Genomic DNA, 14,486 nt, shown 5'->3' with positions numbered 1-14,486 from the left:
ACCGACACCCGCCCCCGACCACCGCGTCCGTCGTCCTCTTCCAGGCAAGCTTCCTCGACCCGTCCACCATCAGCCGGGCCCGGCTCGACCGCAGGGCGTGGCGTCCGCCCCTCTCCCCCGCTCCCGGCGCCAAGGAACCGGTGGAGCGGACGCTGGAGCTGCTGGAGGACGAGTACCACCACCCCGGAGAGATGCCGCTGGAAGTCCACGTCGACGTGGTCCGCCATCTCCTGGGGGCGCTGGTGCTGAGGCTCTCCCACCTCCCCGGCGGGCGCCGTGAACAGGCCGCCGGGGACGAGACGTTCGTCCGCTTCCAGGCCGCCGTCGAGAGGGACTTCACCCGCAGCCATCAGGTCCAGGACTACGCCGCCCGGCTCGGCTACAGCGTGCGCTCGCTGACCCGGGCCAGCAACGCGGCGGTCGGACACGGCGCCAAGGCCCTGATCGACGAACGTCTGGTCCTGGAGGCGAAACGCCTGCTCGTCCACACACGGCTGCCCGCCCGGGCCGTCGCCGAGCGGCTCGGCTTTCCCAGCACCACGGTCTTCACCCGCTTCTTCCGGCACCACACGGGTGAGACCCCCACCGGATTCCGGCGGCGGGCGCACGCGGAGGCGGACGCCTGACGGCCGCACGGCCCCGGAAGGCGGGTCAACGGAGTCGGGGCGCCCCGGACCGGTTGGTCACGAGGCGCCCCGCGACGAGCGGCGGCCGCAGGCTACGGCGCCATCTCGTACGTCCCGGACAGCGCCGCGACACGCTCCCAGACACGCGCCGAGCGGGCGTCGTCGACGACCGGGCGGCGGACCGCGCCCAGGGCCCAGTTCTGCTGGGCCTCGGTGGCGGAGTCCTTGCCGTGCAGCTCGACGGCGTTCGCGGAGAAGTCCCGTACGAGGACGGCGAAGAGCTCGTCGAGGACGTCCTCGTCCAGGCCGGTCAGGCGGGCCTGCTCCAGGATGAGCTGGCCGTGCACGACCAGCGCGAAGAGCTGGCCGACGGAGAGCAGCAGATCGAGGTCGCGGCTCTGCTCCTCGTCGGGCGCGGCGGTGGTGACGAACGCGCAGAGCGCGTCGGCCTGCTCGCGGAAGCGGGCGACGTTCGGCACCTCGGCGTACGCGTCGTAGGCGGTGCGCCAGTCGTGGAAGCGGATGGCGCCGAGGCCGCGCGCCGGTCCCTGCCTGAAGAGGAAGTCGTCGTCGGCCGCGTCCAGGCGGGTCGGGACGGGCTCGTACGCGGCCGGGTTCAGCAGGTGGTTGCCCATGAACTTCAGGATCAGGGCGAGGTTGACGTGGACCGTGCCCTCCAGCTTCGGCAGGCCGCGGATCTCGACGGCGGCCTGCGCGAAGTAGTTGTCCTTCTCGAAGCCCTTGGCGGCGATCACGTCCCACATGAGGTCGATGACCTTCTCGCCCTCGGTGGTCACCTTCATCTTCGTCATGGGGTTGAAGAGGAGGTAGCGGCGGTCGTCGGGGCCCGCGGAGCGGAAGTAGTCGACGGCGCGGTCGCTGAACAGCTTCATGCCGACGAGGCGGACGTACGCGTCGGTCAGCTCGCGGCGCACGTGCGGGAAGGCGGTGACGGGGCGGCCGTAGAGGACGCGGTTCTGCGCGTGCGTGACCGCCTCGTACATGGCGTGCTCACAGATGCCGATCGAGGCGGTGCAGAGGTTGAACTTGCCGACGTTGACGGTGTTGAGCGCGGCGTCGAACGCGGCGCGGCCGGTGTGCAGGACGTCCTCGGCGGCGACGGGATAGTCCTCCAGGCGGAACTCGCTGACGTACTTCGAGGAGTCGACGACGTTCTTGACCAGGTGGTACGCCTCGTGGCGGCTGTCGGCGGCGAAGAAGACATAGCCGTCGGGGCCCTCGACGTCGGTGCGGCGACCGAAGACGGAGACGAGTCCGGCCTTGTTGCCGTTGCCGATGTAGTACTTGGAGCCGGTGGCCCGGAAGCCGCCGTTGCCGTCGGGCTCCAGGAGCATGTCGGTGGAGTAGATGTCGGCGCCGTGCGTCTTCTCGGAGAGGCCGAAGGCGAACACCTCGCCCTGGGAGAGGAGCTCGGCGGCGCGGGCGCGGGCTGCGGCGTTGTCGCTCTGCCACACCGGGCCGAGGCCGAGGATGGTGACCTGCCAGGCGTACCAGTAGTCGAGCCCGTAGAAGCCGAAGATCTCGTTGAGGGCGGCGATGCGGGCGGTGTCCCAGCGCTTGTCCTGGTGGCCATCCGCGGCGGCGGCCGGGGTGAGGAAGGTCGCGAACAGCCCTTCCTTGGCGGAGAACTCCAGGAAGTCGGCCAGCCAGGCGCGGGAGCGGTAGTCCTCGATCAGCCTGCGCTTGCCGCGCGCCTCGAACCAGTCGACGGTGGCGCGCAGCAGCCTGCGGGTCTCGGGGTCGAAGTGCTGCGGGTCGTAGGTGTTCGGGTTGAACAGCAGGCTGTCGGCCATGGCGGTTCGCCTTTCCGGCTGAGGGGGGTGGGAAGGGAGGGTGTCGGTGGTCCGGGCGCGACGGGGTCCTCGCGGACTCGGCTCAGCGTGCGGGGCCGAGCCGGCGCAGAGTGGCGATCACGTCGTCGAGCCAGGCGAGCGTCATGCGTTCGTACGCGATGCCGCCGCGCAGCACGACGTGCTGGAGTTCCTGGGCGGCGTCGAGCGTCCCCGGGGCCTCGGGCCCGGTGAAGTCACGCCGCTCGCCCGCGAGGTAGTGCGCGAGCCGGTCGGCGTGCGCTTGGTGGTGCCGCTCGACCTCGCGGATGAGTGCGGCCGGGTCGTCGAAGGCGGCGCCCCTGATCTTGACGGCGAGCTCGTGGCGGACGCTCTCCGGTTCGATCGGCTCGTGGAGCCAGTTCGACAGGGCGGTGCGGCCGAGGGCGGCGACGGAGTACTCCTTCTTGTCCGGCCGGTCCTGCTGCACCACCGCGCGGCCCTCGATCCAGCCGTCGCTCTCCATGCGCTTGAGGACGCGGTAGATCTGCTGGTGCGTCGCGGCCCAGAAGTAGCCGATGGACCGGTCGAACCGGCGGGCCAGCTCGTATCCGGAGCCCGGCTTCTCCAGCAGGGAGACGAGAATCGCGTGCTCAAGCGCCATGCCCGAATCCTTCTATGCAACTCGTTGCATAGACAAGCGGCGCCGGGCAGGTGAGACGCGGCTCACCTGAGTGATCACCTCTTCGGGGTACCGCGAGTCCCGTCTCCCTGCCGTGCGCGGGGAGCGTTCAGACCTGTCCCGCGCGGGGCGCGTTCAACCCTTCCGCTCCCACACCGTGGGCCAGTCACGACCGCGCACCGCCGCGTCCAGACCGCCGTCGCAGTACATCAGGGTGCCCACGCAGTACCCGGACTTGGCGGACAGCAGGAACAGCACGGCCTCCGCGACCTCCTCGGGACGGCCGGGGCGGCCCGCGGGGATGGCGGCGAGGAAGGCCTCGATGCCGGCCGAGATCTTGGGGTCCTCGCGTCCGGCCCGGGTCATGGGGGTGTCGATGAAGCCCGGGGCGACGGCGTTCAGGCGGATCCCGTCGGCGATGTAGTCGGCGGCGCGGGTCCGGGTGTAGTGGGCGAGGGCGGCCTTGGTGGCCGGGTAGGCGAGGACTCCGCCGTCGTCGGCCAGGGACTCGCTCAGGGCGCGGGCCGCCTCTTCGTCGCCGGTCAGGCACGCCTCGGCGAGTTCGGGCTGCCATCCGGGCTGGGTCGTCGCGGAGTTGGACGAGGCGAGCACGACGGCGGACCGGCCGGCGGCGGCCAGGAGCGGTCGCAGCCCTTCCAGGAGGTCCACGGCTCCGAAGTAGTTGACGGAGACCAGCAGGCTCGGGGACCGACCGACCCCGCCGGCGACGCCCGCGAAGGGGACGAGGCCGTCGAGCCGCCCCTGGGAGAGTTCGGTGATCCCGGCGATCGCGGCTCTCCGGCCTCCCGGCTCGCCCAGGTCGGCGTTGACCTCGGCGTCGTGGCGGTCGACACCGATGACGCGGTGTCCTTGGCGGGTGAGCAGGGCGGCGACGCACGCGCCCAGGCCCGAGGCAGCTCCGGTGACGGCGTAGGTTCCCACGGTGTGTCCTCCTCGGCGGTTCCTGCTCAGCGGTTCGCGGACGCGGGCGGCAGGGGGTCGACCAGGACACAGCGGGTCCCGGAGTAGATGGTCGGCATGCAGCGGTTGCAGTGGATGCACAGGGACCGGGTGGGGCGTCCCGCGGCGCGGTCCTCGGCGAAGCGGCGGACGAGATCGGGTTCGCGCAGCAGCGCACGGGCCATCGCCACGAACTCGAACCCCTCCGCCATGGCCCGCTCCGCCGTCGCGCGGTCCGCGATCCCGCCGAGCAGGATGAGCGGCAGGGAGAGCGCGGCCCGGAACTGCCGGGCCGAGTCGAGCAGATAGGCCTCCTGATACGGGTAGGCGCGCAGGAACTTCTTGCTGAGCATGCGGATGCCGAACCGCTGCGGCTGCGGGAACGCCGCGGCGAACTCCCGGACGGGTGCGCCGCCCCGGAACAGATACATGGGGTTGAGGAGCGAGCTGCCCGCCGTCAGCTGGAGGGCGTCGACGCTGCCGTCCTCCTCCAGCCAGGCCGCGGTCCGCAGGCTCTCGTCGAGCCAGATGCCGCCGCCCACGCCGTCGTCCATGGTGAGCTTGGCGGTCACGGCGATCGCCGAGCCGACCTCGTCCCGGACCGCCCGCGCCACCGCACGGGCGACCTTGGCCCGGTTGGCGAGCGAGCCGCCGTACTCGTCCTTCCGCCTGTTCAGCCTCGGGCTGAGGAAGGCGCTGGCGAAGTAGTTGTGGCCGAGGTGGATCTCCACGGCGTCGAATCCCGCGTCGACGGCCGTGCGGGCGGCGCTCGCGTGGGCGCGGACGATCCGGGCGATGTCGTCCTTGGTGGCGGAGCGGGCGCAGCGGAAGCTGATCCTGCTCAGGAGGCGGCTCGGCGCGAGGGCGGGCAGGCCGTTGGACCGCGCGTCGGCGACCGGTCCCGCGTGGCCGATCTGCGCGGAGATCGCGGCGCCTTCCGCGTGGACGGCGTCGGTGAGCCGGCGCAGTCCGGGCAGGGCCTCGGGCCGCATGTGGATCTGGTCGCGTTCCGTGCGTCCCTCGGCAGCGACGGCGCAGTAGGCGACCGTGGTCATGCCGACGCCGCCGGCGGCCGGGCGCCGGTGGTAGTCGACGAGGTCGTCACTGACCAGGGCGCCGGGGGTGGCTCCCTCGAAGGTGGCCGCCTTGATCACGCGGTTGCGGAGGGTGAGGGGGCCGAGGCGGGCCGGCTTCAGCAGGTCGGGCACGTGGTCCGGTCCGGCCTTGGGCGCTTGCTCTTCCGATGGAGTATGAGCCGTACGGGCGGAGTCCGCGGAGGGCGGCATGGGCGGGCAACTCCTCACCTGTCGTTCGGTGGGCGGGCGTTCAGGCCTGCGGCGATGAAGGACGTGACCGATTCCGTCGAGGGGCGGGGGGTGCGGCCCAGGTCGGCGGCGGCCGTCTGCGGCTCCCCGTACAGCTGGAGCAGCAGGTCGAACGCCATCCGCCAGCGATGGGCGACCTCTTGGCGGGACAGGTCGGGCCGGGCGGCGCCCAGGAGCCGGCGCCACGGCGCGTACCCGAACCAGCGGTCGTCGAAGGGCAGTTCACGGCGGCGCAGCACGACGCGTGCGAGCAGGTGGACCAGCAGTCTGCCGCGTGGCTCCTCGGTCAGCGCGTCGAGCGGTCGCACGAGGACGGCGACCAGTTCGTCGACGTCCACCGTCACGCCCTCGTCCAGCCTCCGCTCCACCGCGGCGAGCGGCTCCGCCCACAGCGGACCGAGCCGGTTCTGCAGCAGCGCGGCGACCAGGTCCTCCTTGGTGCCGAAGTGGTAGTGGACGGCGGCCGGGTTCCTGCCCGCCGCCGCGTTCACGGCACGGACCGACACCTTTTCGTAGCCGTGGTCGAGGAAGAGCCGTTCCGCGGCGTCGAGCAGCGCGGCCCGCGTGGAGTCGGTGGCCATGCAGGCATGAGAGCACCGCGCCCCGAAGATTTCCATCACTGATGGAGAAGTGCTGACCTCAACCCCTTACGATGTAATGCATGAAAGCGATGAGTGACTCTTACGAACTCCGCCCCGGAGTGCCGTCCGTCGAGGACTACCGCCGCCTGCGGACCGACGCGGGCCTCTCCGACAAGGCCCCCGAGGCCGCCGCGATCGCCCTGCCGAACACCTGGTTCGGCGTGGTGCTGCACCACGAGGGCACACCGATCGGCATGGGGCGGATCATCGGAGACGGCGGCACCGCGTTCCAGATCGTCGACATCTGCGTACATCCCGCACATCAGGGGCACGGTCTGGGCAAGCACATCATGGCCGCGCTCACCGAGGAGCTGGAGCGCCGCGCGCCCGCGACCGCGTACGTCTCGCTGATCGCCGACGGACCGGCGCGCTTCCTGTACGAGAAGTTCGGCTTCGCGGACACCGCCACGCACGGCTCGATCGGCATGTACCGCTTCATGCGGGGCCGTTGAGGAATCGGACGAGGTTGGTCCGCACCAACTCCTTGACGCCCCCGGGGAGTCACCCTTAAATCAAGTACTGAACAAAGCACCGCGGCGACAGCGTTGCCGCGTTCAGTTCTCGACCGCTGCTTGTCATGCGCATGCAGTTCCGTGCGTACCCACGCAGCGCTCACGCCCACGCACACGCACGCACACACGCACACGCAAAGCCACATACGCCCCCCACGCGAAGCGATGTGATGACCATGCGCCTCCCCCTCCGCCGTCGTACCAAACTCGGCATGCTCGCCCTGGCCTGCGGCGCCCTCACCCTGACCGCGCTGCCCACCGGCGCCTCGGCCGAGCCCGCACGCCACTCCCCCGCCGCCGGGACCGTCAAGGCCGCCACGTTCACCGACAACTTCGACGGCCCCGCGGGGTCGGCGGTCGACGGCTCCAAGTGGCAGATCGAGACCGGTGACAACGTCAACAACCACGAGCGGCAGTACTACACCGCGGGCAACGACAACGCCGCCCTCGACGGCCAGGGCAACCTGGTCATCACCGCCCGCAAGGAGAACCCCGGCAACTACCAGTGCTGGTACGGCACGTGCGAGTACACCTCGGCACGCCTGAACACCGCGGGCAAGTTCACGCAGACGTACGGCCACGTCGAGGCCCGGATGAAGGTGCCGCGCGGCCAGGGCATGTGGCCCGCGTTCTGGATGCTCGGCGCCGACATCGGCGACGTGGGCTGGCCGAACAGCGGCGAGATCGACGTCATGGAGAACGTCGGCTTCGAACCGGGCACCGTGCACGGCACCCTGCACGGTCCGGGCTACTCGGGCTCGGGCGGCATCGGCGCGGGCTACACGCTGCCCGGCGGCGAGGCGTTCGCGGACAAGTTCCACACCTTCGCGGTGGACTGGTCGCCGAACAAGGTCACGTGGTCCGTCGACGGCAACGTCTACCAGACCCGCACCCCCGCCGACCTCAACGGCAACCGCTGGGTCTTCGACAAGCCCTTCTTCCTGATCCTCAACCTCGCGGTCGGCGGGTACTGGCCCGGCGACCCCGACGGCAGCACGCAGTTCCCGCAGCAGCTCGTCGTCGACTACGTCCGCGTGACGACCAGCGACGGGGCGGCGCCGAAGAGCTGAACCGGCGTCAGGCCTCCCGTATCGCGCCGCTGTCGATACGGTGCCGGGCCGCCAGGACGTGGGCGGCCTCGCGGGTCGCCGGGTACAGATCCAGATAGAGCCCGTACAGCTCGTCGTACACGGCTGACGCGGCGGGGTCCGGAGTGACGACCTCGACCACCGGATTCCAGTGCGCGATGTCTCCGGGCCGGGCGAGCCCGGCCCCGACGGCCGCCAGGAACGCGTCGCCGTACGCGGCGCCGATGGTGTGGCGCGGCAGGTGCTGCGCACGCCCGGTGACGTCGGAGACGATCCGGGTCCACAGCGCGTGGGCGCCGCCGCCGACCGCGACCAGACGGTCGGCGGCGGCGCCCGCCTCGCCCATCGCCGCGAGGTTGTGCCGCACGCCGTACGCGGTGGCCTCCAGGGCGGCCCGATAGAGGTGACCCCGTCCATGACGCAGCGTCAGGCCGTGGACGAGGCCGCGGGCGTCGGGGTCGAAGAGCGGGGTGCGCTCCCCCGCGAAGTACGGCAGCATCACGAGCCCCTCGGCACCCGGTGGCAACTGCGCCGCCTCCGCCGTGAGTTGTTCGTACGACGTACCGGTCAGGTCCCGCAGCCAGCCCGTGACCGCGCCCGACGTCGCCATGCCCGCGGCCAGGCAGTAGGTCCCCTCGAACGCTCCCGCAGTGCCCCACAGGTGCGGGCTGGTCAGGGGCCGCTCCAGGGTGGCGACCAGGAACATCGTCGTGCCGTACATCAGCATGAGATCGCCGGGGGCTGCCACGCCGACGCCGACGGCCTCCGCCCAGGCGTCGACCGTGCCGGCGACGACGGGGGTGCCCCGCGGGATGCCGGTGCGGGCCTCGGCCTCGGGGGTGACGGCGCCCACGGGGTCGGACGGCCAGACCAGTTCGGGCCAGGCGAGGCCCGGTGCGATCTCCTCGCGGCGCTCGCTGATCCAGGCGCGGGCCGCCAGGTCGTAGAGCGGTGTGCACTGGCTCGCCGAGTGGTGGTCGAGGACGTACCGGCCGGTGAGGCGGTGCACGAGGTACGAACTCGCCATGTACCAGCGGTCGGTGGCCGCGTACGCCGCCGGCTCGTGGCGGCGGAGCCAGGCCAGCTTGGGCCCGACGGCCTGACTGGTCAGGGGTGCGCCGCAGCGGCGGATGACGTCCTCGGCGCCGTAGCGTTCGTTCTGCTCGGCGATCTCGGCGACGGCGCGCGTGTCGACGCCGTACAGGATGGCCGGGCGGACCGGCGTGCCCCGGTCGTCGGTCGGCAGCAGACACGGGCCGATGCCGCTGACGCCGACCGCGGCGAGCGGCTCCCGCGCGGGCCGCCGGGCCAGCAACTCCTGCGCCAGCGAACAGAATTCGCCCCACCACACCCGTTCCGCGTCGTGCTCGAACCAGCCGGGGAAGGGCGAGGACGTCGTGTGCTCGCGCCGCGCCTGGGCGACGAGCGTGCCGTCGGGGCGGACCAGAACGCCCTTGGAGGAGGACGTGCCGATGTCGATGCCGAGCAGCAGACCGCCACCGGAGGCCTCGGGGGCGGTCTGGGGAGTGGTCTCGGGGGTGGCGGTCACGGGACGATGGAATCCACGTAGCCGCCGTCGACCCGCACCGCGCCGCCCGTCGTCGCGGAGGCCAGCGGCGAGCTGAGATAGACCACCATGTTCGCGATCTCCTCCGGCTCGATGAGCCGCTGGATCAGGGACTGCGGGCGGTACTTGACCATGAACTCGCGCTGCGCCTCGTCCCACGGCAGGGCGGAGTCGACCAGCTCGTAGACGAAGTCCTCGACGCCGCCGGTGTGCGTGGGACCCGCGATGACGGAGTTGACGGTGACGCCCGAACCGGCCGCCTCCTTGGCGAAGCCGCGGGACACCGCGAGGAGCGCGGTCTTCGAGGTGCCGTAGTGGATCATCTCGGCGGGCGTGACGATCGCCGAGTCGCTGGCGATGTTCTGGACGCGCCCCCAGGCGCGGTCCTTCATCCCCGGCAGGTAGTGGCGGATCATCCGGACCGCGGTCAGCACGTTCACCTCGAAGTAGCGGCGCCATTCGTCGTCGCTGATGTCGAGGGCGTCCTCGGACCCGAAGATGCCGAGGTTGTTGACGAGGATGTCCGTCTGGGGCAGGGCGGCGAAGACCTGCCGGGCGCCGTCCTCGGTGGAGATGTCACCGGGCGCGTGGAGGAACTCGGCGTCACCTGCCTCCTCCTTCAGGCGCTCCACCGCCTTGCCGACGGATTCCGCGGACCGGCCGTTCACCGCCACCCGGGCGCCCGCCCGCGCGAGTCCGGCCGCGATGGCCGCGCCGATTCCCTGGGTGGAGCCGGTCACGAGGGCGGTCTTGCCGGACAGATCGATGATCATGCTGCGTGCCTCCTGCTGCGGTGTGACGGATGGCTTGCGCCCCCGCGCCTCGCCTCGCATGCGTACGGCAGCGCACCCACATGGGGGTGTGCTCGTGCGCGCGTGGCCACGTGCGTCAGTAGATCACCCGGGCGGGCGGCGGCGGAGGACGCCGAGCGGGGACTGTTCCGTTACGCGACCACCCGTCCCGCCGCCACGACACCGCTGAGCCGCCCCATCGCCGCAAGGTCCGCCAGTGGGTCGCCGTCGACGAGCAGCAGATCGGCCCGGTATCCGGGGGCGATGCGTCCGGTCGACGCACCGAGGCCCAGCGCCTCGGCCGAGTGCCGGGTGGCCATGTCGAGGATCTCGGCGTTCGGGATGCCCAGATGCGCGTAGAAGGACAGGGCGCCGGGCAGGCCGTCGAAGCCGGTGCGCTGGACTCCGGCGTCCGTACCGAGGACGATCCTCGCGCCCGCCTCCGCCATCTGCCGCACCTGGTCGAACATGACGGCGGCGCGCTCCTCGCCGAACACCTGGGGCAGCAGGCGCCAGTGCGGGCTGACGGTCAGGCTCACCGCGATGCCCTCGTCGACGATGCGGGCCAGCGTGTCACGGCGCAGGTCGAAGCCCTGCTCGGTCATCCAGGTGCAGTGCTCCAGGGTGTCCGCCCCGGCCCGCACCGCCGCGGTGATGGCGTCGGCTCCATGGGCGTGCGCGGCGACCGGGAGGCCCGCGCGGTGCGCCTCGTCGACCAGGGCGTGGAGTTCGTCCTCGGAGAACTGGCTCTGCCAACTGCGCGGGCCGTCCTTGGTCAGCCCTCCCCCGCTGGTCATCACCTTGATGACGGAGGCGCCGGCCTCGGCGTTGCGGCGGACCAGGGCGCGTACGTCCGCCTCGCCGGACACCTCGCCGCCGAGGAAGTGGCAGTGTCCGCCGGGCGGGGTCGCCGGGGTGCCGGCCGCGAGGATGCGGGAGCCGGTCAGCCGGCCGGCCTGGATCTCGGCGGCGACGCGGAAGGCGAGACCGCCCCGGTCGCCGAGGTCACGCGCGGTCGTGACACCGGCGCGCAGCAACTGCCCGGCGCGGTGGCCCATGGCGGCGAGGAGCGTCTCGTCGCTCTCGCTCAGGCCCGCGACGGGGTCCGTGCTGCCGTCGAAGATCAGGTGGACGTGGGAGTCGATGAGACCGGGCGTGAGCGTGCCGGAGTGGGCGATGCGCCGCGTGTCCGGGCCCGCTCGCCGAGCGAGCTCTTCTCTGGGGCCGACCGCGGTGATCGACTCGCCGTCGACGAGGACGCCCCCGTCCTCCAGATAGGTTCCCGTGTCCGTGAGGATGCGGTCCGCGGTGATCAGCATCCGTTCATTGTGGCCGCTGGAGCGGGCGGCGGCCACGGGTTCCCCGCGTGCCGCGAGGCTTCCTTCCTGTCACGAGGGGTCGGTCAGCCCTGTGGCGAGGGGTCGGTCAGCGATGTGCCGCAGCGTGCGCAGTACCGCGCGTCCCGGTCGGTGGCCAGACGGCCGCAGGCCGGGCAGACGCGTTCGAGCAGGCAGACGGGCTCACCGGCGTCGCCGTGAGGCTCGGCGCCGCCTGCCCGGAGTGGGTGGCGGCGGTGGGCGGTCGTATAGGTGAGTCCGCGGTCTCCCGCGTGTACGGAGTGTGCGGTGCCCGCGGGAAGCCAGGCCAGGGCACCGGGCGCGAGCGTCACCACATCCTCCGGCAGCCGGAGTTCACCGCCTCCGGCCAGCACGGTGAGCAGCACCCCGTGCGCCGCGCCCGCACCCTCGTCGACCACCGCGCCAGGAGCCAGGCGTACGACGAGGGCGTCCAGGTCGCGCGTCTCGCCGCCCAGCGACCACACGACCCTGATCTCCCCCGGGCCGTCGGCGCCGGTCCGCTCCGGGCCGACGAAGACCGGCGTGTCCCCGGTGAGCCGGCTCATGGATGAACCTCCTTCAGCTGTCGGCCCCGACGGCGGAGTTGAGCCATTCTCCGATCGCCGGCAGCGCCTCGGGGCCGCTGTCCCGCTCCACGTCGCCGACGAGGTCGGCGACGGACACCTCGCGCAGCGACGCCCGCCAGGCGGCATCGGCGGCGCTCATCGCACGGGCGATCGGGCACGGCTTGACGCAGTCCTCGGGTGGCGTTCCGAAGGGGCCGCGCTGCCGGATCTCGGTGCACACGAACGCCGGACCGGCCCCGTCGACCGCCTGCACCACGTCCAGGACCGTGATCTCCGCGGCGGATCTGGTCAGGACGTATCCGCCCGTCTTTCCCTGGACCGACCGCACCAGGCCGGCCCGGGACAGGGCCTGCATCTGCTTGGCCAGATAGCTGGGCGAGACGTCGTGCAGCTGCGCCAGCCGGGCCGCGGGGACCGGCTCGGTCGCCGCGGTGAGCACCACACAGCAATGCAGCGCCCATTCCACGCCACCGGACAGCTTCATACGTCCTCCCGTTTGACTCGGACACAGACTATCCGAGTATTATCTCGGACATCAGATATCCGAGTTTGCGCGACAGCGGCACTCGGTTCACGGAAGGGCACGATCATGAAGATCACGGTCATCGGCGCCACCGGGCTCATCGGCTCGCAGCTCGTCCGCACACTCCGCGAGGCCGGCCACGAGGTGGTCCCCGCATCCCTGTCGACCGGCCTCGACCTGCTGACCGGCGCGGGGCTCGACGAGGCGGTCAAGGGGGCGGACACCGTCGTCAACGTGACGAACTCGCCCACGTTCGACGAGGCCTCCCCCGCGTTCTTCCGCACCACCATGGAGCACCTGCTGGCCGCGGGCGAGCGCGCGGGCGTCCGCCACCAGGTCGTTCTCTCCATCGTCGGGGTCGACCAGGTGCCACAGCTGGACTACTACCGCGCGAAGACGCTGCAGGAGCACCTGCTCCGGCAGGGGCCCACCCCGTACTCGATCGTGCGCGCCACCCAGTTCTTCGAGTTCGTGGACGCGGTCATGTCGTGGACCGCCGACGAGGACACCGTCCGGCTGCCCTCGACGCGAGTCCAGCCCATCGCGACGGCCGACGTGGTCACCGCCCTCGCCGACATCGCGGGAGCGCCGCCGCTCAACGGCACGCTCGACGTCGCGGGCCCCGATGTCTTCCCCTTGGACGAGCTCGGTCGGCTCACGCTGACGACACGGAAGGACCACCGCACCGTCGTCACCGACGACAAGGCGGGCATGTTCGCGGCCGTCGAGGGCGACGCCCTCGTGGCGGGCCCCGGCGCACGCCTGGCCACCACCCGCTACGAGGACTGGCTCAGGGCCTCCCTCTGACGATCCGGGCACCTCTGGGTGGGTCGCCGCCCGAGGCCCCCTCGGCGGCTATCGCACCGGACGAACGGCGCCGGAAGGCGGTGGGACGTCGCCGGAAGCGGCGTCCCGGTCGTCGCAGCCCGTGTCACCGCGCCACGTCGAGGTCGGCCGGGACGGCTCCTCGCGCGATCTGGTCGGCCAGTTCGGTGAGCTTCAGCCGCCGGGAACGGGCATGGCGGCGCAGCCGGGCGAAGGCCTCTTCGACATCGACGCCCAGCCGCGAAGCGAGTACTCCCTTGGCCTGTTCGATCACGACGCGGGATTCCAGGGCCTCCTCCAGCTGACCGATGGTCTCTTCCCTGGTGAGCAGGTCCTGCCGATGGCGCAGGCAGATCCCGACGGCATCGGCCAGTGCCTGCGCCAGGCACAAGTCCTCCCGCGTCGGCACACGCCCGGAGCTGAGCAGGTTGAGGGCGCCGAGGGGGTTCCGAGGAGTGCGCAGCGGCACGGCGGCGACGCTGGTGATGCCGGCGCCCAGTGCGCGGGAGGTGAAGTGGGGCCAGCGCCGGCGGCTGTGGCGATCGGCGTGGAGCAGGACCGGAGTCAGCATTCTGCCGGTGCGGGCGCTGTCCAGGCAGGGGCCTTCGTCCAGTTCGAGCTGGTCCTCCTGCAGGCGCCGGCATGTCTCGTCGGAGGCTGCGAGGTAGTCGACCTGCCCGGACCGGTTGAGGACGGTGACCCCGGCCGAGCCCACGCCCAACAGGCCGACCGCGTACGCGGTCAGATCGTGCAGCAGTTCCAGGACGTCGAAACCGTCCGCGCGCGAGCCAAGGTCGAGCACGGCCCGGGCGGCGCGGACGTCATCTCGCGTGGCAGACATGGGAAATCCGTTCCGTCGCCTCCCGTATGCGCACCACCGCGCAGGGGCCGCGCACGTGGTGAAGGCGTTGAGAGGCAATCCTACGTAAGGCCGACTACAGGGAGCCGTGTGATGCCCGCGGACGGAATCTTTCGGCTGTCGCCTCGATTCGGGTGTGTCCGCCAGAGCCGCCGCTATGGCCAGTCCCACCCGCCAGGGCGACTCACGGTACGCAACCGAGCGTATACCCCGGGCGACGGAGCTCCGGCCCCGAAGAGGGAAATCGGGCCGTTCTTCGCGGAACTCGAAGCCAGAGCTCAGCGGGCCCGGTCAGGCGTCTCCCGCCACTGTCGCTCCGGCAGGAAGGGAGGCGGCCGGCTCCGGCGCGGGGGCCGGCCGCCTCCCTTCCTGC

General features: G+C 71.7%; 15 protein-coding genes. 4 read left to right on the top strand and 11 right to left on the bottom strand.

The window, feature by feature from the left end:
* Nucleotides 1-626 (top strand): helix-turn-helix domain-containing protein (locus AOK22_RS34310; RefSeq protein WP_055702627.1); only part of this gene is annotated, 626 nt, incomplete at its 5' end.
* Between the two features lie 92 nt (nucleotides 627-718).
* On the opposite strand, the gene AOK22_RS34305 is transcribed toward AOK22_RS34310, so the two are convergent.
* The 5 genes from AOK22_RS34305 to AOK22_RS34285 all read right to left on the bottom strand — a co-directional run bounded on the left by AOK22_RS34305 (nucleotide 719) and on the right by AOK22_RS34285 (nucleotide 5,964).
* On the bottom strand, nucleotides 719-2,440 hold the full coding sequence (locus AOK22_RS34305) for an acyl-CoA dehydrogenase family protein (protein ID WP_055702624.1): 1,722 nt from the start codon (nucleotides 2,438-2,440) through the stop codon (nucleotides 719-721).
* 82 nt (nucleotides 2,441-2,522) lie between these two features.
* On the bottom strand, nucleotides 2,523-3,080 hold the full coding sequence (locus tag AOK22_RS34300; RefSeq protein ID WP_055702623.1) for a PadR family transcriptional regulator: 558 nt from the start codon (nucleotides 3,078-3,080) through the stop codon (nucleotides 2,523-2,525).
* Between the two features lie 153 nt (nucleotides 3,081-3,233).
* Nucleotides 3,234-4,040 (bottom strand): SDR family oxidoreductase, encoded by an 807-nt coding sequence (locus AOK22_RS34295; protein ID WP_055702622.1) that lies wholly within the window; start codon nucleotides 4,038-4,040, stop codon nucleotides 3,234-3,236.
* A gap of 26 nt (nucleotides 4,041-4,066) precedes the next feature.
* Entirely contained in the window at nucleotides 4,067-5,344 is a 1,278-nt protein-coding gene (locus AOK22_RS34290; protein ID WP_167357913.1) for an NADH:flavin oxidoreductase, read from the bottom strand.
* A 14-nt stretch (nucleotides 5,345-5,358) separates the two neighbouring features.
* A complete protein-coding gene (locus AOK22_RS34285; RefSeq protein WP_055702620.1) occupies nucleotides 5,359-5,964 on the bottom strand; it encodes a TetR/AcrR family transcriptional regulator in 606 nt (201 codons plus the stop codon).
* A gap of 89 nt (nucleotides 5,965-6,053) precedes the next feature.
* Between AOK22_RS34285 and AOK22_RS34280 the strand changes: the two genes are divergently transcribed.
* Together AOK22_RS34280 and AOK22_RS34275 are read left to right on the top strand one after the other, a co-directional pair.
* Nucleotides 6,054-6,476, top strand: coding sequence for a GNAT family N-acetyltransferase (locus AOK22_RS34280; protein WP_425264103.1), 423 nt, complete (start codon nucleotides 6,054-6,056; stop codon nucleotides 6,474-6,476).
* 236 nt (nucleotides 6,477-6,712) lie between these two features.
* Nucleotides 6,713-7,606, top strand: a complete 894-nt coding sequence (locus tag AOK22_RS34275) for a glycoside hydrolase family 16 protein (RefSeq protein ID WP_237773256.1) — start codon at nucleotides 6,713-6,715, stop codon at nucleotides 7,604-7,606.
* A 7-nt stretch (nucleotides 7,607-7,613) separates the two neighbouring features.
* On the opposite strand, the gene AOK22_RS34270 is transcribed toward AOK22_RS34275, so the two are convergent.
* The 5 genes from AOK22_RS34270 to AOK22_RS34250 form a co-directional block, all read right to left on the bottom strand.
* Nucleotides 7,614-9,173 (bottom strand): FGGY-family carbohydrate kinase, encoded by a 1,560-nt coding sequence (locus AOK22_RS34270; protein ID WP_079037008.1) that lies wholly within the window; start codon nucleotides 9,171-9,173, stop codon nucleotides 7,614-7,616.
* Nucleotides 9,170-9,964 carry an SDR family NAD(P)-dependent oxidoreductase gene (locus AOK22_RS34265; protein ID WP_055702617.1) on the bottom strand — a complete coding sequence of 265 codons (795 nt, stop codon included), beginning with the start codon at nucleotides 9,962-9,964 and terminating at the stop codon, nucleotides 9,170-9,172. The genes AOK22_RS34270 and AOK22_RS34265 overlap by 4 nt, the downstream gene beginning before the upstream one ends.
* Before the next feature lie 170 nt (nucleotides 9,965-10,134).
* Nucleotides 10,135-11,301 carry an amidohydrolase family protein gene (locus AOK22_RS34260; RefSeq protein WP_055702625.1) on the bottom strand — a complete coding sequence of 389 codons (1,167 nt, stop codon included), beginning with the start codon at nucleotides 11,299-11,301 and terminating at the stop codon, nucleotides 10,135-10,137.
* Between the two features lie 83 nt (nucleotides 11,302-11,384).
* On the bottom strand, nucleotides 11,385-11,885 hold the full coding sequence (locus tag AOK22_RS34255; protein ID WP_055702616.1) for a hypothetical protein: 501 nt from the start codon (nucleotides 11,883-11,885) through the stop codon (nucleotides 11,385-11,387).
* 13 nt (nucleotides 11,886-11,898) lie between these two features.
* On the bottom strand, nucleotides 11,899-12,390 hold the full coding sequence (locus AOK22_RS34250; RefSeq protein WP_055702615.1) for an RrF2 family transcriptional regulator: 492 nt from the start codon (nucleotides 12,388-12,390) through the stop codon (nucleotides 11,899-11,901).
* A 105-nt stretch (nucleotides 12,391-12,495) separates the two neighbouring features.
* On the opposite strand from AOK22_RS34250, the gene AOK22_RS34245 reads away from it, so the two are divergent.
* Complete coding sequence (locus tag AOK22_RS34245; RefSeq protein ID WP_055702614.1) at nucleotides 12,496-13,236, top strand: SDR family oxidoreductase; 741 nt, start codon at nucleotides 12,496-12,498, stop codon at nucleotides 13,234-13,236.
* A 124-nt stretch (nucleotides 13,237-13,360) separates the two neighbouring features.
* Here the strand turns inward: AOK22_RS34245 and AOK22_RS34240 are convergent, their stop codons facing one another.
* On the bottom strand, nucleotides 13,361-14,095 hold the full coding sequence (locus AOK22_RS34240; RefSeq protein ID WP_055702613.1) for an ANTAR domain-containing protein: 735 nt from the start codon (nucleotides 14,093-14,095) through the stop codon (nucleotides 13,361-13,363).
* Nucleotides 14,096-14,486 lie beyond the last annotated feature (391 nt).

The sequence above is a fragment of the Streptomyces silaceus genome, assembly GCF_001419745.1.
Classification (GTDB): domain Bacteria; phylum Actinomycetota; class Actinomycetes; order Streptomycetales; family Streptomycetaceae; genus Streptomyces; species Streptomyces silaceus.
The sequence above is the reverse complement of the archived record's forward strand: the minus strand, read 5'-3'. Positions and strand labels throughout refer to the sequence as shown.

Excerpts from the sequence above, each read along its gene's own strand:
- AOK22_RS34250 (WP_055702615.1), bottom strand. The coding sequence starts at position 12,390 with ATGAAGCTGTCCGGTGGCGTGGAATGGGCGCTGCATTGCTGTGTGGTG.
- AOK22_RS34300 (WP_055702623.1), bottom strand. The coding sequence starts at position 3,080 with ATGGCGCTTGAGCACGCGATTCTCGTCTCCCTGCTGGAGAAGCCGGGC.
- AOK22_RS34290 (WP_167357913.1), bottom strand. The coding sequence starts at position 5,344 with ATGCCGCCCTCCGCGGACTCCGCCCGTACGGCTCATACTCCATCGGAA.
- AOK22_RS34240 (WP_055702613.1), bottom strand. The coding sequence starts at position 14,095 with ATGTCTGCCACGCGAGATGACGTCCGCGCCGCCCGGGCCGTGCTCGAC.
- AOK22_RS34255 (WP_055702616.1), bottom strand. The coding sequence starts at position 11,885 with ATGAGCCGGCTCACCGGGGACACGCCGGTCTTCGTCGGCCCGGAGCGG.
- AOK22_RS34280 (WP_425264103.1), top strand. The coding sequence starts at position 6,054 with ATGAGTGACTCTTACGAACTCCGCCCCGGAGTGCCGTCCGTCGAGGAC.
- AOK22_RS34285 (WP_055702620.1), bottom strand. The coding sequence starts at position 5,964 with ATGGCCACCGACTCCACGCGGGCCGCGCTGCTCGACGCCGCGGAACGG.
- AOK22_RS34260 (WP_055702625.1), bottom strand. The coding sequence starts at position 11,301 with ATGCTGATCACCGCGGACCGCATCCTCACGGACACGGGAACCTATCTG.
- AOK22_RS34265 (WP_055702617.1), bottom strand. The coding sequence starts at position 9,964 with ATGATCATCGATCTGTCCGGCAAGACCGCCCTCGTGACCGGCTCCACC.
- AOK22_RS34275 (WP_237773256.1), top strand. The coding sequence starts at position 6,713 with ATGCGCCTCCCCCTCCGCCGTCGTACCAAACTCGGCATGCTCGCCCTG.
- AOK22_RS34245 (WP_055702614.1), top strand. The coding sequence starts at position 12,496 with ATGAAGATCACGGTCATCGGCGCCACCGGGCTCATCGGCTCGCAGCTC.
- AOK22_RS34305 (WP_055702624.1), bottom strand. The coding sequence starts at position 2,440 with ATGGCCGACAGCCTGCTGTTCAACCCGAACACCTACGACCCGCAGCAC.